Here is a 20,526-nt window from a genome sequence, read left to right as displayed (position 1 = left end):
CTACTTCCGCATTCCCCGCGAGTACGACGTCGAGACCGGACCCCGTGCCGAACCGAGGTGTGGCACCGAGTCGAGCGACCTTGCCGAGCCTTTCCGAAGCGGAAGCCCGACTGAGCGTCTCGATCACCGCCCCCAGCGAGAAGGTAACCCTGTGCGCGCTCGCGGGTGAAGTGGACTTCTACACCGCCGACCAGTTCCGCTCGCAGTTGATCGGCTCCTTGAACACCGCCGGGCCGCTGGTGGTCATCGACCTGTCCCAGGTGACATTCTTCGGCGTCGCCGGCCTGCACGTACTGATCGAGGCCCGCACCTGGGCCGGGCACACCGACCGCCGGATCCGCTTGGTCACCGGGCCGCGCTGTGTCGATCGGCTGCTCGAGGTCGCGGGTGACGTCGCCTCCTTCGATACCGCGGCCAACCTCGTCGAAGCGTTGCTCGACGCCGCGTAATTCCAGTGGCGGTGGTAGTCACTACGATTCGATCATGTTTGCTCACCGCCGCCTCGAACGGAAGATCGACGCGCTGAACTACAAAGTCGATCTGATCCTCCAGCACCTGGGGATTCAAGACCTGCCTGTCCTTCCCGCCGAACCGATCCGGGCCGTGCCGACCGACGCACGGCCCGCTTTCAGTTGGGCCGAGATCGACGCACTCTTGCTGCACGACAAGAAGATTCAGGCGATCAAGCGGTACCGGGAGCTGACCGGCGCCGGCCTCAAAGAGGCCAAGGACGCCGTCGAAGCGCGTCACCGGTACTGATCGGTCACAGCGGCACCGGCCGTTCGAGCACCACGTGCTTCATCACCAGCGTGGACGTCAAATGCTGGACGCCGGGTAGCGTGGCCAGCTTCTCGTCGTAAAGCTGTTGGAACGCAGGCAGATCCGCCGCCACGATGCGCAGCAGGAAATCCGGATCGCCGAACAGGCGCTGCGCCTGCAACACATGCGGTATCTCCGCGACCGCCTGCTCGAACGCGGCCACGGTGGTGCGATCCTCTTGCCGCATCGTCACGAAAACCAGCGCCTCGAAGGTCAGCCCGACGGCCGCGGCGTCGACCAGCGCGCGGTAGCCGCGGATGACTCCGGACTTCTCCAATTCCCGCAGCCGGCGGTGGCATGGCGACAGGCTCAGCCGGACTCGGGCGGCGAGCTCGGTGATCGTCAGTCGCCCGTTCTGCTGGAGCTCGGCAAGAATCTTCCGGTCAACGCGATCCATGCGGTAGATCCTTCCACAGATGGCCGCCTAGCTGCGAAAACTTGGAATCACCTCCTTGATCAACTCGCCTATCCTTCCTTCGGGTAATCATTCGAAGGGAGCAGGTCCGCATGGCTGTCGGGTACATCGCCGCGTTCTGGACGGTGTCGGTTCTGCTGATCCTGGTGCCCGGCGCGGATTGGGCGTATGCGATCGCCGCCGGTCTGCGCGAGCGTTCGGTGTTGCCGGCGGTCGGGGGACTGCTGCTCGGATACGTCGCGTTGACCGCGGTGGTGGCGGCCGGTGTCGCGGCGGTGGTCGATCGGAATCCGGTTGTGCTGACCGCGCTTACGGTGTTCGGCGGCCTGTATCTGATGTGGCTCGGCGGCACCACCCTCGCATCGGCGGGCACTCCGGCCGCGCTGCCCGAGCAGGCGAATCCCGCGCCATGGGGGACCAGCGTGCTGCGCGGTATCGGGATCAGCGGCCTGAATCCCAAGGCCATCCTGCTGTTCCTGGCGTTGCTGCCGCAGTTCACCGACCGGACCGGGTCCTGGCCGCTCGCCGCCCAGATCGGCACCCTCGGCCTGATCCATACGCTGAGCTGCGCGGCGATCTATCTGTGCGTCGGCGTCTTGGCTCGCACCGTCCTACGCGCTCGCCCCACCGCGGCCCGCATCGTCACCCGGGTGTCCGGCGTCGCCATGATCATCATCGGCACGTTGCTCTTGGTGGAACGTCTACTTTGAGTTGGCCCGCCCCGCTCGCTGCGGCCACCGACAGGTCACCTCGAGTTCGCGCACAAACTCGGAAAAAGATTCTGGTAACGAATCACTACTGCCGAGCGATGTACCGGTCATGGAGTTCCTTTTGGTCGCCATCGCTGCTGCATATATTGCGGTCGCCGACTTCGTCGGTGGCGCGGCCGGCGCCCTGGGGTCCTCCGGTAGGTAGATAGACCGGGTCGCGGGTGAACACCTGCAGGCATCCGCGGCCCGCGCAATCCCGACTGCCCCGAGGTCGACTCGAACATCGACCTCGGGGCAGATCCATGTCCGGATCAGTTCGGCTGGCAGGCGGTGTCCTGGCCGGGGAGCCGGCCGTGGACGAGATAGTCGACCGTGATGGCTCGGGCGCACGCGCTGGTGCCGGGGACCGAACCAGGGAGGCCCTTGGGCCGGGTCTGCGGCAGGACGAGATGGCCGGGCCGGCCGACCACCGTGATCAGCCGCGAGGCTGGGATTATCGAGCGGGCCGCGCGGGCGCCCGAGATCGGTGTCACCGGGTCTCGCTCGTTGGCCATGAGCAGCGCGGACCCGATCCGGTCGAAGCCCGCTGTGCTTGTGCCCGTGTGTGATTCGGGCCAGAACGCGCAGACCGCGGAAAAATTCATGCCCAAGTAGGTCAATGGTGCGTTAGCGGCGAGTTGTCTTGTGGTGTGGACGATCTCGTCGAGGTCGTGAGTCCACGAGTCGATGTCGCAGGTGCGGGCGGTCCACCAGCCGGTCCGGGAACCGGCGAGAATGACATCCTGGCCCAGGTCGTCCAGCAGCGGTGGGAGCCTGAATGTCGAGGCGGCGTTCAATTGTGCTCCGGCAGAGGGAGCGTCGAGGCCGGTTCGCAAGGTCAGCAGCTTGCGTTCGAGCGCCTCGTAGGGGCTGTTGTCGAGGCCGAAGAACAGCAGGTTGAGATCGTTGCCGCTGAAGGTGTGATCGAGGGGCAGTGGGATGGGGTGTGCTGTCAGGTCGGCGCGCAGTTTGGTCAGGGCATTCAGTACTGCGGCCGGGGTATCGCCGAAGACCGTGCCGCGGGCGGCGAGCCACGGTGCGAACTGTTGCTCGAGCACTCGTTGTTGACGCAGGGCGCGTTCGGCATAGCTTGCAGCAGTGGACATCCCAGGGTCGTCGACCGAGTCGAGCACCAGGCGCTCGATGCGGTCGGGGAAGGAACGTGCCAGTTCGAGTCCGAGCAGGGTGCCTTGGGAAACGCCGAGATAGCTCCAGGTCGGTGCATCCAGCAGAGCGCGCACCAAGTCCAGATCTCGAACTGTCTGCCAGTACGTGATGGTCCCGATCGTGGAGGCACCCGCCGGGGTACGTGGTGTGCGGTCGACGCAGGACCGGACCCAGTCGCGAGCCTGGCTGAGCTGAACCCGTACCGATTCGGTCGAGAAGTCGAGCACGTCGGTGCGATCGTTACGTCCGGTGCCCATGAGTAGCGGATCGCCCGAAAGTGTTGCGTCGCAGTCCTGGTCAGTGCTGGATGCACGGGTGCCGCGTGGATCGAAACCTAGTAGGTCGTAGTTCTCGCGCAATTCGGGGAACGCCGTTGCCCACTCGATCGGATTGAGCAGCGACCCCGCCCCCGGACCGCCCGGGCTGGTCAACAACTGACGTGGCCGCGCGGTCGTCTGCTGTGCGGGCAGCCGCGAAATCTCGAAGGTCGCAACAGCTCCCGAGTCAGGCTGCGTCCAGTCGAGCGGCGTCCGCACCGACGCGCATTCCACACCGTCGAGCAGCAGCGCGCGAACGCCGGACTGCGGACTGCCGTGTGCGGCGGCGACCAGCCCGACCTCGGCACAGGGCTTCCAGTCCAAGCGTTGCGTGGCCAGCTCGGCCGGCACCTGAGGTGCACCATCGGGGTACTCGATGAAATGTGCAGGTGGCGGCTGGAATTCGGCACTGTATGAACCGCTGTCCGCCGAGGCGTGCCCGGCCATCAACGAGAAGGCAGCTGCCAGTACGGGCACGGACAAGACAGGTCGCCGTCCTCGGCGCATGGAATCCCCCTCCACCCAAATGGGCCTTGCGTCAGTGTAATCAGCTATCTCTCAGGGGCGGAAGGAAGTCGTCAATGGTTCGCCCGGGTGCCCGCTGTCGCGTCGTCTCTGCCTTCTTTGGCGTGCGTGCGGCAGATGGGTACAGCTCACCCTGTCCGGCAGATCGGCGTAAATGTCGTTGTCCGACGCTCGGCCTCGAACAACAATGGGGCCATGTCGACGGATCCGGTGCTGGCCGAAGTCCGAGCGTTGTGGGAAGGACTGGCGGCAGTACCGGTTTCGTTCAGTTCGGCGACCGGCGTCAGCGTGGTGGTTTCACCGAAAGCACTGCTCTGTCCGCCAGGCTGGGCGGGCATCATTGCGCTGCACGGGCAGGCGATAGTAACCGCTCCCAGTTCCGCTGCGGCAGTGGCGATTCGCGCCGCGGCCGGACAGCTGTCGGTGGCGGATCTTGCCGACCCCAATGTACTCGGTAAGGCCTTGCCGCTGGCGGAGGTGCTCGGCCCAGCTGTGCTGGCATACGTGGATGAGGACGGCTTCCGCCCTGCGTCGGCGAGTTCGCTGGCCGTCGAATCCTTACCGGCCGAGCACCTCGACCTGCGCAAACTAGAGGTGCGATCCGGCGATCAAGACGCGGCCGAAAGCGGCCTGGACGAGATCACATCTCCTGCCTTCGCCGTTCGCGACGGAGGGGAGCTGATCGCCGCCGCCGGATACCGCAGGTGGCCCAGCCGAACAGCGCACCTCTCCGTCCTGACCGCACCGGATCGGCGCGGCCAGGGCATCGCGCGGATCGTCGCGTCTGGTGCGGTGGCGCACGCGCTCGACGCCGGATTGCTACCCCAGTGGCGCGCACGCCGGCCGCAGTCCAGGAGAGTCGCCCGTGCCCTGGGCTTCCGTGAACTAGGCATGCAGCTCAGCATCAGGTTGAGCTGAGCACCGGTGACCGTGCCGACCGCTGCCGGGCAGCCCCCGGATTATGCAGCGAACCGAGGGCTGTTCACTGGCCTATTCAGCGGTTGAACTCACCATCGACTACCCCGGTGGTGAAGGCAGCCCATTCTTTGGGCGTGAAGACCAGCGCGGAACCGTTGGGGTTCTTGGAGTCTCGGACTCCGACGAGGCCGTCGGCGAGAAACGCAACCTCTACGCACTCATTGTTCGCCTCGCTGCGGCTGCTCTTGAACCAGCGGGCGTCAGGTGGCGGGACGCTCATGCCGCGTGCTCCCTTGCTGTTTTCCTGATCAGATCTCTGCTTGCAACCGAGTCCAGCGCAGCGTGCTCGATTGCGGTGTACAGGTCATGGTACCGCTGCACATCGATGGGTTCTTCGAGATACATGTCGACAGTTGAGCCCTCTACGTAGACCACCGTCGGCTCTACCGGCACGCCGGTAGCGGTGATGCCGAAGTTCAAAATCATGAAGGGGCCACTGGATACGCCACGCGGAAACCCGGCGCTGAACGGGAGCACCTGAAGGTTGATGTTCGGACGGGTAGACATGTCGGCGAGATGACGTAGCTGGGCCGCCATGACCTGTGGGCTGCCGGACACCCTGCGGAGCGCGGCTTCGGAGACGATGGCGAAAAGATCTGTCGGCCGGTGCTTGCGCGTCACGTTGTTCTGCCGTTGCTTCTTGATCTGAACCCACCGGTCATACTCGGCCGCATCGTCTTCCGGACGCCCAGTGAACAGGCCGCGGATGTAGTCGGGCGTCTGTAGCAGGCCCGGTATGAGTTCTGGCTGGTACGTTCGCAGTTCGACCGCCGCTGCCTCCAACTTGACGTAGCCGTCGAAATGAATAGGGACTCGATCGGCGGCTTTGTACCACCAGGTCTTCACATTCGCCTGCCGGGCAAGCGCGATCACGATTTCGGATTCCGCGTCGGAGATCCCGTACAGATCGCAGGCTGCCTGGATTTCGCGCACTTGCACGCGGCCGTTCAAGCCGCGCTCCAGGCGCTGCAAGCTGCTCGAACCGATCTCCAGTAGCTCGGCAGCCCGCTGCTGGCTCATCCCCGCGCGAGTGCGCCAATCGATCAGATACCGGCCGAGCTGCCGTCGCGGCAAGGTGGATCCGGTGTCCGACATTGCTGTCCTCCCCACTTCGGGCGGGCCGTTCGACCCGCATCGGGTAGATCATGGCAACTGCCGCGGGAGGTTTGCTGGGGATTCGGGGGACTTCATCCGGGCCGCCCGAAGCCGCACACATCACCACCCTGACAGGTGTTTCGTTGATGTGCGCCCGGTGAAGCGGTAGGGAGTCCACAGCAAACCTAGCAGCTTCGTGATCAGCCGGGCGCACCCTTCAACCAGGCAAGATAAGTCGAGGCTGCGCATGGACAACCTGCTGTTCGCGGACACACCAACTTCTCGCTGGGCCTACTGCCGGCGTCTCTGTGGTCTATCCGCGGAATACTCGGCGATGAGCCGAACCATCTTGCAGGCGAGGGGATCTCGGTGTTGACCGATCCGTTTCCGCCGAAACATCAGCTGCTGCAAGCCTGTCGGGGAGAACTGCCGGCGGACCATCCACTGCTTCGGCTTGCCCGGGAGCTGACCGACCTGCATGAGCAGAGGTTGTGCGCCGCCAAGGATACGATCGCCGACCGCAGGCATATCGATGACATCGACTCGCGGCGTGCAGGCTTGGTCCGCGACATCGATCGCTGGGTCATCCTGCAACTGCCACCTTCGCACGGCGCCGCGCACGTCCATACCGAGACGGTCGGCGCCGTTGTCGACAAGCTGGCTCAGTACACCGCTTGTGCGTTCGCGGCTTTGACCAGTGCGTCGCAGTGGGAGTTGGGCGACGCGTGGGAGCAGCTCGCCGAATTGGCTATCGGTTACGACGATTTGGCGGCGGAGTTGAGTGCTGGGCGTAGGCGTTTGCCGGGCGGTCCGTAGCCTCCTTCACCACGTGGCTTTGGACTGCTCGTTTTCCATGCGGTAGTAGCGGCGGGTGAGGTCGAGCAGGCGCGCTATTTCGTTGGTCATCGAGGTGGGGCTCATGGGAGTGGCGACGATGGGGTCGCCGGACTTGATGTAGTAGCGGCCGTCGTCGGCGTAGTCGGTCCACAGGAAGCCGCGGCCGTCGGTGGTCGGCCTGGAATCTATTGCCGGACCGGGGAATACGGTGATCTCGCCGACGGCGGTGCGGTCGCGCTTGAACATGCGGTTGAGTTGATCGTTGATGCTGACCTCGTCGGGGCGGCGGCTGTAGCGCTGCCGGTCGGCGGCGATCTCGTCCCTGCGGAAGCTCACCGCCGGATGGGTGCCCGCCTGGGCTTTCGGCAGCGCGGCCACCGCGGCCGCGGCCACCTCGCTCGGTGCGCACAGGCCCATGATCACGTCGCCGCCGGTGTCCTCCGCGGTGCCGGGCAGCTGAACGAGGGTGGCGCCGGAGCCATTTCGGACCGCGCCGTGGAAGCGGAACACCGCGGCGAGCCCGGAACCGCCGAAACCCTTGGATTCGACCCGGGTTTCGGGTTCCAGCAGCGTCGTCAAGGCGAGTTCCAGGTTCTCCGAATACCGGCCGAGCAACTCCTGAACGGCCGACTCCCGTTGCCGCACCAGGTCATCCCAGTCGACCGCCGTCGTCGGACGGAACGCCAGGGGATAGGGCAGACGGTCGCGACCGTAAGCCGACCAGAGGATGTCGAACTCCTGGCCGGTGAATCTCCAGCTGCGCACGCTCAGTTTTCCCCGATCACCGGCGGCACGGCTTTGGTCGGTTCACCGAGGAGTTCCTCGGACCAGTCCCCGATCAAGTAATCCTTGGTCTGGTGGGCGCCTTCGTCGTCGTCCTTCTTCGCTCCCGCGCCGCCCATCGGCATGCCGCTCATGCCGGGTCGGCCTGCGGCACCGGTGCTGGTTCCGGCGCGAGCCGCCAGTGGGGCCGTGGTTCCCGGTTGCCCCGGGGTGCCGGGGATGCTGCGGCCGGGGGAGGGCGTGCCGGGAGTGGTTGAGGTGCGCGGACTTCCGGGGCTGCCAGGACTGCCGGGCGAACGCGTGGTCGGGCTGCCCGGGCTGTTGCGGCTAGGCGTCGTCACCGGCGTTGCGCCGGGAGTGTTCTGGTTCGGAGTCGGCGAGGTGGTGCTCGGCGTCGACGTCGGATTGTTTGCCTGAGTGGTGGATTGGGGTGTCGTGCCGGAGGTGGTGGTCTGCGGGTTGTTGCTCGCCGGCTGGGTCGAGTTCGGATTCTGACTCGGGTCACCGGACTTGTCGCCCGTCTTGTCTCCGGACTTGTCTTCGTTCGAAGCCGGATTCTCCTGCTTCGGCTGATCGCTGGCACCGGAGGAAGTCTGCGGGCTGGGCGAAGTCGACGGCGGACTCACCGGCTGATCCGGATTGCTCACCAAGGTCGGGCTGTTGGGCACGACAGGAACACCGTTGTCCGTCTGATTCGCGACCTGCCAGTACACGGTGCGCAGCACACGCCGAGCCTCCGCGGTCGCTTCGGTCTGATTGTGGTCGTCGACCTTGAGCACACCCTCGCTGGGCAGCGTCTTCCCACGCAAGTCCGGGCTGCTGTCACTGGCGCGGGGCATCAACGCCTGGGTCTGATGCAGACCGGTATACATCTCGGACAGCTTCACCGAAATGAGCTCGGTGGAGAGTGTCAGCTGCTGCGACATGTCCACATACCGGCCGACCGATTGGACCGCCTGGTCTGCGGCCTGGCCTTTCCAACCGTTGGCGACGGTCGCCTTGATCGCGTCACCAAATGTGTGCGACTTCTCCCGGAATGCTGCACTGACGTTCTGCCACATCTGCGAGGCCTCCCACGCTTGGCCGGGTTTCATAACCTCGACCTTGCTGATGAGATCTTGCAGTGTGCTGGTCTCGATGACGAACAGATCCTGCCCAGGGTCGGTGATCGACGGCGGGTCGTAACCCTGTTCCAGATCCTGCGCAAGCTTGCTGAGATGCGAGTAGATCGCCGTACGGTCGTCGTTCCACTGCTGCTGAGCCGCGATGATCCGCGCTTGGTAGTCGTCCTGACTCATGAGCCGTCCTTCCCCGGGACGTCGAGGGTCGGGATCTGCTGGCTGTTGCTTTCATCGACCGCGTGATAGTTCGCCATGGCTTGCGCGAAGACTTGGCGCATGAGTTTGACTTCATCGATGTGCGTCTCCAGAGATGACTCGAGTGAGGTGTCGCCGCCTCTGCCCTTGAGTGCAAACTTCCGCTCCAAGACAGGACCAGACGGCATTCCGCCGAATCCCGTAGCCCACGAAACACCGCGCATAGAGCTGCGGATATCGTCGAGGTCGTCCAGATACGTCTCACACTTCGCGTCGAGATCCTTACCGACTTCTGGACTCAGTCTCAGCTCGCCTGCGTTGGCTCGGTCGAGCAGCTGGCGCCAGTCTGACGGTTGCGCAGCTGAAGCCATCGTTCAGTTCCCTCCGCCGGGCAAATATTTCGCAAAATCGTTTGCATGCCGGGTCGCCTGGTCACACGGATCGCCGAGCTTGCCGATCGAGTAGCGCGTAGTGACCAGGAACGCCACCGTTCCTGCCGCTTTTCCTTGGGGGACTTCGACCGCCACACCGCAATCGAGCCGTTTCTCGGCATCATCGGCGAACAAGAAGCGCAATGCCGGATGCCCCCCGACCGTGAGCGGTACTACGCTCTCGAGGTCTTGCCGTTGTCGAACCTGCTGAAGCGTGGGTTCGCCGGAGTAGATCCCCAGGTCGTACCATTTGGCCGTTGATCGCCAGGCACACACTTTCCATCCGGTTGGGTCGAACCTTGCGATGTCCTTGGTTCGGGTGTCGGGATTGAGTTCATCAGCGCGCAGCGCATCGTCTGGCAGCGCGGTACACGGATCCCAGATCGCCGCGTCCGGATCCTTCGATCCAGACGGCTTCGCACTCGAACTTGCTGAACTCGCCCCCGTCCCCGTAGGCGCCCCATCCGTCGTCTTCTCACACCCCGCCAACACCAACCCAACACCCACTACCAGGGCGATACCACGCAGCTTGCTCCCCCTGCTGGTCATCCGTTCCCCTAACCGCCGGTGTCCGAAATCCATCCGGAGGTGGCTGTATCCCGGTGCCCACCCCCGTTACCTGGGCAAACCGTACCGCCGACCACTGACAGCCCGCAACAACACGGGCGCATTTTGGCAGCCAGTCAAACGACCTCTGAGATCCGGACCGGAACCCACCCGACCCGGACCCTCACACAACAAATCACCACGATCGGCGATCACAAGTCAGGCGATAACGCCCAACCGGCGATCACCCCCGCTGCGCCCCCAGCAACGTGCTGTCGAACGTAGGCCGCGGCCGATCCGGATTGTCCCGAATGTGCTCGGTGGCCCGGGTGATCGCCTGGCTGTACCGCGCACTCGCCGCGTTGTGCGTCAGCAACGCGACACCGATCATCATCGGCGCCACCGCGTGCACCCCGGCGTCGAACCACCGCGCATCCCGCACGTGCGGATACGTGTTCAACCCGATCGTCAGTGCCAGCAACACGATTTCGGCTGTGACAACCTGAGTGCGACTGTTCAGCACACCCCATTCGGCCAGCTTGGTCGTGCCGATCATGATGATCACCAGACACACGCTGATCATCGCCTCGACCAGATAACTGAACCAGTACAACGGATCCGTGATGCCGTCCGGCGCGATGTTGTGCTGCACGTTGACCGCCGACCACAGCATGCCGGCGATCACCACGCCCGCCAGCGCGCGCAACGACCAGGCGCGATGCCGGTACAGCGAGGCGAGCTGCGCGTGCGGGCTGGACTCACGACGCTGTGCGGCAATGGCTTTGCGGGCCATCAGCAGGTCGCGGATGTCGGCCTTCTCGATGGCTTCCTTGGTCTGCCGGGCACGGTCGGCGGCGTTGGAGACGGCCTCCGCGTACTTCCACCGCTGACCGCGGTCCTGGGTGCGGATGCGCTCGGCCAGTTCGCGTTCGGCTTCCAGCTCGTCCTCGGCCAATGCCTCGGTCAGCGCGGGATCGAACTGGTAGGCCAGTCGACCGCGGGCCCGCTCGACCCGCCTGGCCAACTGCGCGACTTCGTCGAAGGGGTGTTCCTCGGGCATGCTGCTCCAAAAGTGGATGGGCTGAACGGAACTCGACAAATCGGGAGATGCCGGGCTGCCCGATCACCGGGAGCTGGGTAGTAGCTCGCTGCGAGGGTAGCGGACAGGTGGCACCGACACCTACTCTTCATAGTCGATTCAGCGCGCCGAGGACACGGTCGAGCGTTATCTGCGCCGAAAATCCCGGCGAGTCACTCGGGCTCGATGGCCATGTCTTCCTGGCTCCAGAAGGCGCGCATGCGGATGATCTTGCCCGCGTCGTCGAATTCCATCATGTCGATCGGCGTCAGCGTGAAGCGCTGCCCGGCGACCCGGGTGACGATGGTGAACATGAAGACGGCCTCGTTGCCCGCGATGCGCACGGTGTCCGCCCGCAGCTCGGTGTCCCGGTCGAGCGCGCCGATCACGTCGTAGAACTCGCGGATGGCGGCGTGGCCCTGCCGGACGGGGGTGCCGACCGGATCTTCGACGGTCGCGTCGGGCGCGTAGAGCTCGACGATGGCCTCGGTCGGACCGGCGCCGACCAGCTTGACGTACTGCTCGATCGCATCGCGGATCTGCTTGGTCATCGGAACTCCTGCCGAATTGGAACGTGTTCTAATTCGGCAGACTAGCAGCACAGCCGCGGGGGCGGTCAAGGATCGGTTCCGCGCTCTCGTTGCGCTGTCCAACGGCGATCGATGTGGCTCGGGCCGGTGGGGAATCCCCCCGAAAGTTGCATTGCCCCCGCAGACGCTGTGCTGTTGTCGGCATCCGCGTCGTAGGACACGGTGACGATCGGAGATCCCGATCGCGCCCGGTGCCGGGGATCGCCATTGATCCCCCGTGGTTCGCCGTTGAACCTTTATCCCGCGCTGATGCTTTCGTAGATTCTGTCGCGTTTACCGGCCGACGTGTTACCGCCGGTCCTGTGAGCGGAACAGCAGCGAATTTTGTCCTTTTTGCCCGCTGATTACTGTGTTCGGCGGCCTCTGGCCAGGAAACTCATCGCTAACTCCGCCGAACCGGTCCCGGTGTGTCGGCCTTGCGCTGCCGGTGGAGTGCTGTTTACTCGGTCCGGTCAACCAGATGTTCGAGTGACGAGTGGAAGCGGAGGAGACATGGCACTGCCTACCATGACCGCGGAGCAGCGCACTGAAGCGTTGGCCAAAGCGGCAGCGGTCCGCAAGGCGCGCTCCGAACTGATCGGCAAGGTGAAGGCGGGCAAGGTTTCGGTCGCCGACCTGCTGAAGAAGGCCGACTCCGATGAGCTGGTCAAGAAGACCAAGGTCGCCGCGGTGATCAAGGCTCTGCCAGGTGTCGGACCGGTGAAGGCCGCCAAGTTGATGGATCAGGCGGAGATCCCGGAGGATCGTCGGATCGGCGGGCTCGGCGCACGTCAGCGTGCGGCGCTGCTTGACGCCCTGAAGGACTGACGAGCTACAACTCGCGGTTGCTAGAACCGGGGAACGAAACCTCACGTCGGTGGCGCGGCTCTGCCTCGCGAAGGACCGCCTGCTCGCGGTCCTGACCACGTAGCTCAGCCCCCAGCCGCACGGACAGTTCAAACGCCCCACAGCGCCGAGACGGGCTGTGGGGCGTTGTCGTCGTCGGGGCTCAACGGCGGCGGCGCGGGAACTTGACGTTGACCGGTGCCGGGTCCGACAGCGGGATGTCGCCGCGGGGCGGCAGCAGCACACCGGCGAGACCGAGGGTGATCAGCAACGCCGCGGCAATGAGGCTGACGGCGAAACTTACCCCGCTCATCTCCATCGGCCGATGGAAAGCGTGGTAGACGAAATGCGGCACGCTGAAAACCAGCCAGCCGATGCCCGCCATGCGCGCCGCCGCGGTGGAATTGAGGACCAGGGCCGCGATGGTCACCGCGGTGAGCGCCAGGAAGAACGCGCCGACATCGCCGGCCAGATGATGGTTGTACGGGCCGTCGGCCGCGATCCAGTGCATGCCGAAGCCGGGAAAGCTGGTGTACCAGGAGTGTGGCGCGATGGTCGCCCACAGCCCGACGACCGCACCTTGAACGGCCAAGACCGCCAGGACGATTCGAGTGCTGAACAGGCGGCGGCGGTACTGCTCGAACCGCATCCGCACGCGTAACCCCTCCGGCGTGCCCTCCACCGAGATCCGCATCGGTCTCTCCGTTCCCGCCGAACCGCTCCGATCACGTGCTGTCACGGTAAATCGGCCGACCGGTCCGGGCAAGCGCGATCAGGCCAGCATCGATGTGTCGTTCGGGGTGACGACGATGCGATCCGGGTGGGTGTAGACGTTCATGGTGCCGCCGCGCAGGAACGCGGCGAGGGTGAGTCCGCTCTCGGCCGCGAGATCGACCGCGAGCGAGCTGGGCGCCGAGACCGCCCCGAGCATCGGGATGCCCGCCATCGTCGCCTTCTGCACCAGTTCGAAGGAGGCGCGCCCGCTGACGATGAGCACCAGATCCCTTGCCGGAACCAGGTTCTGCCGCAGCGCCCAGCCGATCACCTTGTCCACCGCGTTGTGCCTGCCGATGTCCTCGCGCACCGCGAGCACCGTGCCGTCGGTGGTGAACAGGCCCGCCGCGTGCAGGCCGCCGGTCGCCTCGAAGAGGAATTGCTTGCCGCGCAACGTGTCCGTCATGCCGGAGAGCACCTGCGTGTCCACCACCGCCCCGCCCTCGGCGATCGGATACCGGGACAGGGTGCGGACCTCGTCGAGCGCCGTCTTGCCGCACAGGCCGCACGCGCCGGTGGTCAGGAAGTTCTTGGGCCGCATCGGCACCGGGTGGCGCAACGTGAGATCGAGGACGTTGTAGGTCTGGCGGCCGTCGTCGTCGGTGCCCGCGCAGTAGCGGGCGGCCATGATCTCCTCGGCGACGCCGATCATGCCCTCGCTCAACAGGAATCCGTGCACCAGGTCGACGTCGTTGCCAGGGGTGCGCATGGTGATGGCGAGCGATTCGCCGCCGATCCGGATCTCCAGCGGCTCCTCGACGGCGAGGGTGTCGGGGCGTTGGATCTCACCCGTCGGCGAGATCCGGCGCATTCTGCGGCGGGCGGTGACTCTACTCATGGGCGGCCCGTTCGAGTCTGATGGTCACCGACTTGGAGACCGGGGTGTTCGACCTTGCGGCGACATGATCCAGCGGGACAAGGGGATTCGTCTCCGGGTAGTAGGCCGCCGCGTTGCCGCGCGGGGTCGGGTAGGCGATGAGCCGGAAACCCTTGACGCTGCGCTCGGTTCCGTCGGTCCACTCCGAGATCACGTCCACCAGATCGTCTTCGGCGAAGCCGAGCGCGGTGATGTCGTCGGGGTGCACCAGCACCACCTTGCGGCCGCCGTGCACGCCGCGGTAGCGGTCGTCGAGGCCGTAGATGGTGGTGTTGTACTGGTCGTGGCTGCGCAGCGTCTGCAGGATCAGCCTGCCCTCGGGCACCGGGGTCCAGCTCAATTCGTTCACCGCGAAGTTGGCTTTGCCGGTGCTGGTACGGAATTCGCGGCTGTCCCGGGGCGGGTGCGGTAGGACGAACCCGTTGCGGGCGCGCACCCTCGTGTTGTAGTCGGCGCAGCCGGGCACCACGCGGGAGATGGCGTCGCGGATGGTGTCGTAGTCGCCCCGGAAGCGCGCCCACGGGACCGGATGATCCGCGCCGAACAGGGTGAGCGCGAGATCGCAGACGATGGCGACCTCGCTGCGCAGGTGCTGGCTCACCGGCTTCAGCCTGCCGGTGGACAGGTGCACCATGGACATCGAATCCTCCACCGAAACCTGCTGTTTCGTGCCGTCGCGCAGATCCTGATCGGTGCGCCCGAGGGTGGGCAGGATCAGCGCGGTCCGGCCGTGCACCACGTGGCTGCGGTTGAGTTTGGTGGAGACCTGCACCGTCAGCGCGCAGGTGCGCAACGCGGCCTCGGTCACCGCGGTGTCCGGGGTGGCCGAGACGAAGTTGCCGCCCATCCCGAAGAAGACCGACGCGCGCCCGTCGCGCATGGCACGGATGGCGTCGACCGTGTCGAAGCCGTGCTTGCGCGGGCTGGTGATGCCGAATTCCCGGTCCAGCGCGTCGAGGAACGCGTCCGGCATCTTCTCCCAGATGCCCATGGTGCGGTCGCCCTGCACGTTCGAATGCCCGCGCACCGGGCACACGCCCGCGCCCGGCTTGCCGATTATGCCGCGCAGCAGCAGCAGGTTCGTCGCCTCCTCGATGGTGGCGACGCCGTGCGCCTGCTGGGTGAGGCCCATGGCCCAGCAGATGATGATGTTCTTCGATTCGGCCAATTGCTGTGCGGTGCGGTCGAGTTCGGCCTTGCTCAGGCCGGTCGCGGCCAGCACGGTGTCGAAATCGACTGCGCGGACCTGCTTTTCGTACTCGGCGAAGCCGGCGCAGTGCGCGTCGACGAACTCCCTATCCACCACCGTGCCCGGCGCGCGGTCCTCGGCCTCGAACAGCAGCCGGCCGAGCGCCTGGAACAGCGCCATGTCGCCGCCGAGCCGGATCTGCAAGAAGTGGTCGGCGATCGACACCCCGGTGGTGAACCCCTTGACCGTCTGCGGATCGCGGAAGCCGAGCAGGCCGGTCTCCGGCAGCGGGTTGATCGCGATGATCTTGGCGCCCTTGGTTTTCGCGCCGGCCAGCGCGCTGAGCATGCGCGGATGATTGGTGCCCGGGTTCTGGCCCGCGACGATGATCAGGTCGGCGGCGGCGAAGTCGTCGATCGAGACCGAGCCCTTGCCGATGCCGATGGAACTGACCAGCGCGGCGCCCGAGGACTCGTGACACATGTTCGAACAGTCCGGCAGATTATTCGTGCCGAAACTGCGGACCAGCGTCTGATAGAGGAACGCGGTCTCGTTGCTGGTGCGGCCGGAGGTGTAGAAGACTGCCTCGTCCGGAGATACCAAGTCGCCCAGGTGATCCGCGATCAGCCGGTAGGCGTCGTCCCAGGCGATGGGGGAGTAATGGGTGTCGCCGGGGCGCAGCACCATCGGATGGGTCAGCCGGCCCTGCTGGCCGAGCCAATAGCCCGACTTGTCCGCCAGGTCGTCGAGCGAATGGGCGGCGAAGAACTCCGGCGTGACCGTGCGCACCGTCGCCTCCTCGGCGACCGCCTTCGCACCGTTCTCACAGAACTCCGCCGGACGGCGATGACCGGTCGGCTCCGGCCAGGCACAGCCGGGGCAGTCGAAGCCGTGCACCTGATTGACTCGAGCGAGGGTACGGGCGGTGCGGATCACGCCCATCTCGTCGACCGCGCGTTTCAGCGACACCGCGACCGCGGTGACACCCGCGGCCTGCTCTTTCGGTGCGGTCACGCTCAGCGCGGACTCATCGATGTCCTCGGTCGGCCCATTACGGTGCATAGTTCGTATTGTCCTCTTCGCGCTGTCTGAGTCGGGCAGGGGACCAGCTACTTCGATGGTATGCACTCAGGGCGGTACGGGTGCGGAACACGCGCTGACCCTAAACCGCGTGCGGCATGGTGCGCGTCCCCAGATCGCGCCGGACGCCGGGCCACGTCGGCCGGGCGGGCTCGCCGGAGTTGGCTCCGCGTTGGCGCGCACGGCATTACGATGCTAGGGATCGCACGCACGTAGGCGCGGTCGTACAGAGTCCGCCGTCGAACCGGGCAGGGTCGGAGCGACGGCGGCGGTACGCCTAGCGAGAGCATGGCCGATGGGGACGCTGGCACCAGTTGCTGCGCGTGCCGGCGCAGGGCGTCGGCAGGTGGGGAACAGGCGCGCGGGCCGAGTGCTCATCGGAGCTACCGGAATTCTGTACGGCGTTGCGCTGCTTGGTTTTCCGGGGGTTGCTGCGGTCGGGGATCCGGGGTCGGGGGAACCGACTCCCGTAGTGGTGGAGCCGCGAGGGTCGACACCGAGTAGTGGGCTGAACGGCAGACAAGCTCGTGCTGGGGCCGAGCTTGTCTGGCAGTCGACTGGTTCGGCGTCGCCGGCGATGACACCCGATGGTGGTGGGATCCGCGCTGGGCCGATGTCGATCGTGCCCGCGCCGGGACCACCACCATCACTACTTTCGCGGGATGGACCTGCGGGAACGCATTTCGTCGACGGTCGGCTGGTCGCGCGGCAGCCCACGAGTCCGTTGCCGCCGTCCGGAGCGCAACCGCCGCCACCCCCGCCGCAGGACGAGAGCGGGACGCATGACGGGGTGCCGCCTCGACGGCAGCCGCCCTGCGGTGTGCCGGACGGGCCGACCTGTCCGAGTGTGCCGCCGTCGACCGAGCCGAAAACGCCGGATGCCACGACTCCGCCGATCACGACGCCGCCCGTCACGACTCCACCTACGACGACCCCGCCGGTGACCACTCCGCCGGCCACGTCGACGCCATCCGAGACTCCGACGTCCGAAGTGGTCCCGCCGCCGCCGGAAGAAGCAGTGCCGCTGCCACCGCCGGTGATCCGGCCGCCGGTTGTTGTCGCGCCACCGCGGAATCCGGTCCGGACCCCTGCGGCCGTGCCGCCCACTCCGGCGGTCCTGCCGCCTCCGCCGCCTCGAACACCGCCTGCCGCAATGGATCTCACGCCGTCCGCGGTGGGCCCGGGTGCGGGCGTCACCGCCAGCGGACACGGGTGCGATCCGCAGTCGCCCGTCGACGTCTCGATCGAGAATGTCGCCGTCGGTAAGACGGTCGCCGGGGCGGACGGGGCGTTCGAGGTGCCGCTGAGCACCGGCGCGGTGGATGTCGGCCGGCATCAGGTGACGGCGAAATGCGGGCGCACGCTGGTCGCGCCGCTGGACGTGGTGCTGGTCGGCAGCATCGGGTCGGGCACCTCGACGCTGACCGTGATCCTGTTCTTTCTCCTGCTCGGCGGGTGGTACTACGGCAATCGCCTCGTTTCGCAGCTACCCGCGCGGAGGGGCGAATGAAGAGTGGTTCCCCGGGCATTCGGCGTGCGGTCTGGCCGGTGCTGTTGCTGATCGTGCTGGCCTGGCCGGCGGCGCAGGCGGATGCGCGACCCGACCAGGTCGACATGTCCGCGAACTTCGACGGGCACGACATCGCGGGAACGACGGCGGACAAGCCGTTGCGGCTCGAGCCGGACAGCACGGTCCGGGTGGCCATCGAGCTGACCAACAACACGAGTGAGCCGTTGGAGATCCGGCACGTCGATCTCGCCGGACGGGTGCTCGGCCTGAGCTACTTCTCCTATTCCACCGCCGTCGAATTGACCATTGCGCCAGGCAAATCCGATTCGCTGCGCTATCGGCTGGAGTTGCGCGGACTGGACGGGCAGGCGACCGGGTTCATCGGCGGTGAGCTGGCGGTCTACGGTGCCGGCGATACGGCGGTGGCGAAGATTCCGGTGATCACCGATGTGCGTGGGTCGCTGTGGTCGGTCTACGGGTTGTTCGGGATCGCGCTGGCGGTGCTGACCGCGCTCGGCTTCGCGGACGCGGCGGTGGCCATTGCGCGGCATCGGCTTTCGGCGAATCGGTGGCAGCGCGGGGTGCGGCTGCTCGCGCCGGGGCTCGGGATCGGGCTGGTGTTCGCGTTCACCGCGTCGGTGGCGCGGTGGTGGGTGCCGGACACCGGTCTGTGGCTGGCGTTCGCGGGAGTCACTGCGGCCGTGGCGTTTCTGCTCGGCTACGCGTCGCCGACACCGGAACCGGACGAGGACGACGAACTCGACGACGCCGCGGACGAGGTTGACGAGGACACCACGTACCGCTTCCCGGCCGAAGGGCCGAAGTCGTGACCGAGCAGGACGAAATGGTGCGGGAGGCCTTGCCCGCGTACGACATCGGCGCCGAGCTCGGCCGCGGCGGGTGCGGGGTGGTGCTCTCGGGGACGCATCGCCGGCTGGGCCGGCCGGTGGCGATCAAGCAGATTCCGCCGCAGTTCGTGCACGACGATCAGGTTCGCCGCCGGTTCGTCGCCGAGGCGCGGGTGCTCGCGGCCATCGATCATCCGCATGTGGTACGGGTTTTCGACTATCTGGAGCACGGCGAGCTGTGTCTGCTGGTGATGGAATACCTGCCGGGCGGCACGGTCGGCGAGCGATTCGCCACGCAGGGTTACGATTCCGCGACCGCCGTCGCGATCGCCCTGTCCTGTGCCGCGGGATTGACGGCCGCACACCGGCATCGGGTGCTGCACCGCGACGTGAAACCGGCGAATCTGATGTTCGCGGCGGGCGGGGCGATCAAGCTCACCGACTTCGGGATCGCCAAGATCGTCGGCGGCGACGAGACCCTGGTGACCAAGGCGGGCGACATCATCGGCACGCCGTCCTACATAGCGCCGGAGCAAGCGCGCGGGCAACAACTTTCACCCGCGACCGACGTGTACGCGCTGTCGACGATGCTGTATCAACTGCTCTCGGGAGTGCTGCCGTTCCCGCCGGGGGACGGACCGTTGGCAATGCTGTTCGCCCACGCCTTCGACGAGCCGACCCCACTCAGCGAGGTCGCACCAGGCATCCCGGAACCCATTGCCGCCGTAGTGATGCGCGGCCTGGCAACCGACCCCGCCCAACGATTCGACACCGCCGAATCCTTCGGCATCGCCCTGGCTCAGCCCGCCGCCTACTGCTGGGGCGAGGATTGGCTTACCCCCCTTGGCATTCCAGTATTCGGTGCCGACACGATCATCGCCGCCGCGACCGGCGGCGCGCGCCCACCGAGCCGCGATTACCCGCGAACGCCGCCCGTGACGCCTGGGCCGCGTCGAGGTACACCCGTGATGCCGGAGCCGCACGCCGGTCCACCACGCGCGACACCCAGACCGCACCACGGGGTTCCGCCGCCCGATTCGGACGGAACATCGTTGTCCCCCAGCGGAAATAATCCGCCCGACCGCTACCGAACTCCGCCACCGTTTGGGCTGGTGACGTCCGGCGGGGCGACAGACCCGAGAGTCTCTCCGGGCGGATCGATGGAGGACGAGACGGCAACCTCGCCATCCGTGTCAGGTGAGTCGCCCAGTGGGGAAAGGACGCACGGGTCTAGGAGGCCGGGCGGATTGCTCGAGGGCGGGGCGGCAGTTCCGCCGTCGGCAGCGGGTGAGTCACCCGGCCCAGGGAGTCCGCCTGGGAGAACGGCGATTCCGCCCTCCGTATCGAGTGGGCCATCGAGCCCGGGGAGTCCGCCCGGGATTATGGGGCTGGGTGAGTCGCTGGAGGACCAGGCGATAATTCCGCCCTCGGCATCAGGTGAGCTGTCGGACCGCGGGAGTGTGCCGAGGTCCAGGACGCCGGGTATGTCGCCGGAACAAGGTGTCCCGCCGGGATCAGTCGAGACTGGCGGATCACCGGGCCCGCCGTCTCCGTCGGGAAACCCGCCGCCAGGGGGATCTGCGACCTCGACGGATAAGCCGGCCGGGGTTGCTCCGCCGACTACACAGTGGTCGAGGACCGGGCCGCCGCCTTCGTCGGGAGATGCTCCGGCGACGGTGCCGTGGTACCCGGCTGGGTCGCGGTCTGCTGGCTTGCCGCCGCGACCGATGGCAGGGGCTCGGCCAGTTGGTGGTCCTCCTCCGGCCGGGACTCGGCC

The 20,526-nt window shown here is 66.4% G+C and carries 21 protein-coding genes and 1 pseudogene; 9 read left to right on the top strand and 13 right to left on the bottom strand.

The window, feature by feature from the left end; translation table 11 throughout:
* The first annotated feature begins 80 nt into the window (after positions 1-80).
* A complete protein-coding gene (locus F3087_RS17975; protein ID WP_223885159.1) occupies positions 81-449 on the top strand; it encodes an STAS domain-containing protein in 369 nt (122 codons plus the stop codon).
* Positions 450-483: 34 nt separating this feature from the next.
* Positions 484-759 (top strand): ribosomal protein L7/L12, encoded by a 276-nt coding sequence (locus F3087_RS17970; RefSeq protein WP_150403129.1) that lies wholly within the window; start codon positions 484-486, stop codon positions 757-759.
* Positions 760-763: 4 nt separating this feature from the next.
* Here F3087_RS17970 and F3087_RS17965 read toward each other — a convergent pair whose 3' ends face one another.
* On the bottom strand, positions 764-1,216 hold the full coding sequence (locus tag F3087_RS17965) for an Lrp/AsnC family transcriptional regulator (protein WP_150403128.1): 453 nt from the start codon (positions 1,214-1,216) through the stop codon (positions 764-766).
* Positions 1,217-1,326: 110 nt separating this feature from the next.
* Here F3087_RS17965 and F3087_RS17960 point away from each other — a divergent pair, with 110 nt between their 5' ends.
* Positions 1,327-1,944 (top strand): LysE family translocator, encoded by a 618-nt coding sequence (locus tag F3087_RS17960; protein WP_150403127.1) that lies wholly within the window; start codon positions 1,327-1,329, stop codon positions 1,942-1,944.
* A 311-nt stretch (positions 1,945-2,255) separates the two neighbouring features.
* Here the strand turns inward: F3087_RS17960 and F3087_RS17955 are convergent, their stop codons facing one another.
* Entirely contained in the window at positions 2,256-3,944 is a 1,689-nt protein-coding gene (locus F3087_RS17955) for an alpha/beta fold hydrolase (RefSeq protein WP_223885190.1), read from the bottom strand.
* 243 nt (positions 3,945-4,187) lie between these two features.
* On the opposite strand from F3087_RS17955, the gene F3087_RS17950 reads away from it, so the two are divergent.
* The gene (locus F3087_RS17950) at positions 4,188-4,910 is read left to right on the top strand and encodes a GNAT family N-acetyltransferase (RefSeq protein WP_150403125.1); all 723 of its coding nucleotides are present in this window, start codon (positions 4,188-4,190) and stop codon (positions 4,908-4,910) included.
* A gap of 76 nt (positions 4,911-4,986) precedes the next feature.
* Here F3087_RS17950 and F3087_RS17945 read toward each other — a convergent pair whose 3' ends face one another.
* Positions 4,987-5,190 (bottom strand): DUF397 domain-containing protein, encoded by a 204-nt coding sequence (locus F3087_RS17945; RefSeq protein WP_150403124.1) that lies wholly within the window; start codon positions 5,188-5,190, stop codon positions 4,987-4,989.
* Positions 5,187-6,065: a helix-turn-helix domain-containing protein gene (locus tag F3087_RS17940; protein WP_150403123.1), complete on the bottom strand. Its 879-nt coding sequence runs from the start codon at positions 6,063-6,065 to the stop codon at positions 5,187-5,189. Before F3087_RS17940 ends, F3087_RS17945 begins: the two co-directional genes overlap by 4 nt.
* A 369-nt stretch (positions 6,066-6,434) precedes the next feature.
* Here F3087_RS17940 and F3087_RS17935 point away from each other — a divergent pair, with 369 nt between their 5' ends.
* The gene (locus tag F3087_RS17935) at positions 6,435-6,881 is read left to right on the top strand and encodes a DUF4254 domain-containing protein (protein WP_223885158.1); all 447 of its coding nucleotides are present in this window, start codon (positions 6,435-6,437) and stop codon (positions 6,879-6,881) included.
* A 6-nt stretch (positions 6,882-6,887) separates the two neighbouring features.
* Here the strand turns inward: F3087_RS17935 and F3087_RS17930 are convergent, their stop codons facing one another.
* The 6 genes from F3087_RS17930 to F3087_RS17905 form a co-directional block, all read right to left on the bottom strand.
* The gene (locus tag F3087_RS17930) at positions 6,888-7,667 is read right to left on the bottom strand and encodes an ESX secretion-associated protein EspG (protein WP_150403121.1); all 780 of its coding nucleotides are present in this window, start codon (positions 7,665-7,667) and stop codon (positions 6,888-6,890) included.
* Positions 7,668-7,669: 2 nt separating this feature from the next.
* Positions 7,670-8,983: a PPE domain-containing protein gene (locus F3087_RS17925; RefSeq protein WP_150403120.1), complete on the bottom strand. Its 1,314-nt coding sequence runs from the start codon at positions 8,981-8,983 to the stop codon at positions 7,670-7,672.
* Complete coding sequence (locus tag F3087_RS17920; RefSeq protein ID WP_150403119.1) at positions 8,980-9,372, bottom strand: hypothetical protein; 393 nt, start codon at positions 9,370-9,372, stop codon at positions 8,980-8,982. The genes F3087_RS17925 and F3087_RS17920 overlap by 4 nt, the downstream gene beginning before the upstream one ends.
* A gap of 3 nt (positions 9,373-9,375) precedes the next feature.
* Complete coding sequence (locus tag F3087_RS17915; protein ID WP_191094019.1) at positions 9,376-9,981, bottom strand: DUF3558 domain-containing protein; 606 nt, start codon at positions 9,979-9,981, stop codon at positions 9,376-9,378.
* Between the two features lie 241 nt (positions 9,982-10,222).
* Entirely contained in the window at positions 10,223-11,038 is an 816-nt protein-coding gene (locus F3087_RS17910; protein WP_150403117.1) for a hypothetical protein, read from the bottom strand.
* A 191-nt stretch (positions 11,039-11,229) separates the two neighbouring features.
* Positions 11,230-11,607 (bottom strand): nuclear transport factor 2 family protein, encoded by a 378-nt coding sequence (locus F3087_RS17905; RefSeq protein WP_150403116.1) that lies wholly within the window; start codon positions 11,605-11,607, stop codon positions 11,230-11,232.
* A gap of 531 nt (positions 11,608-12,138) precedes the next feature.
* Between F3087_RS17905 and mihF the strand changes: the two genes are divergently transcribed.
* Complete coding sequence (mihF, locus tag F3087_RS17900) at positions 12,139-12,453, top strand: integration host factor, actinobacterial type (RefSeq protein ID WP_029895202.1); 315 nt, start codon at positions 12,139-12,141, stop codon at positions 12,451-12,453.
* Positions 12,454-12,634: 181 nt separating this feature from the next.
* Here the strand turns inward: mihF and F3087_RS17895 are convergent, their stop codons facing one another.
* From F3087_RS17895 to F3087_RS17885, 3 genes are all read right to left on the bottom strand, one after another.
* On the bottom strand, positions 12,635-13,165 hold the full coding sequence (locus tag F3087_RS17895; RefSeq protein ID WP_150403115.1) for a hypothetical protein: 531 nt from the start codon (positions 13,163-13,165) through the stop codon (positions 12,635-12,637).
* A gap of 78 nt (positions 13,166-13,243) precedes the next feature.
* Positions 13,244-14,083 (bottom strand): formate dehydrogenase accessory sulfurtransferase FdhD, encoded by an 840-nt coding sequence (gene fdhD, locus F3087_RS17890; RefSeq protein WP_150403114.1) that lies wholly within the window; start codon positions 14,081-14,083, stop codon positions 13,244-13,246.
* Positions 14,076-16,373 carry an FdhF/YdeP family oxidoreductase gene (locus F3087_RS17885; protein WP_150403113.1) on the bottom strand — a complete coding sequence of 766 codons (2,298 nt, stop codon included), beginning with the start codon at positions 16,371-16,373 and terminating at the stop codon, positions 14,076-14,078. Before F3087_RS17885 ends, fdhD begins: the two co-directional genes overlap by 8 nt.
* A gap of 1,171 nt (positions 16,374-17,544) precedes the next feature.
* Between F3087_RS17885 and F3087_RS17880 the strand changes: the two genes are divergently transcribed.
* The 3 genes and pseudogenes from F3087_RS17880 to F3087_RS46600 all read left to right on the top strand — a co-directional run.
* On the top strand, positions 17,545-17,901 hold the full coding sequence (locus tag F3087_RS17880) for a hypothetical protein (protein ID WP_150403112.1): 357 nt from the start codon (positions 17,545-17,547) through the stop codon (positions 17,899-17,901).
* Positions 17,898-18,731, top strand: a complete 834-nt coding sequence (locus F3087_RS17875; RefSeq protein WP_150403111.1) for a hypothetical protein — start codon at positions 17,898-17,900, stop codon at positions 18,729-18,731. Before F3087_RS17880 ends, F3087_RS17875 begins: the two co-directional genes overlap by 4 nt.
* Before the next feature lie 14 nt (positions 18,732-18,745).
* A pseudogene (locus F3087_RS46600) lies at positions 18,746-19,456 on the top strand (serine/threonine-protein kinase); the annotation flags it as partial.
* Positions 19,457-20,526 lie beyond the last annotated feature (1,070 nt).

Source organism: Nocardia colli (assembly GCF_008704205.1).
GTDB lineage: Bacteria > Actinomycetota > Actinomycetes > Mycobacteriales > Mycobacteriaceae > Nocardia > Nocardia colli.
This window is presented reverse-complemented; position numbering and strand designations above follow the sequence as displayed.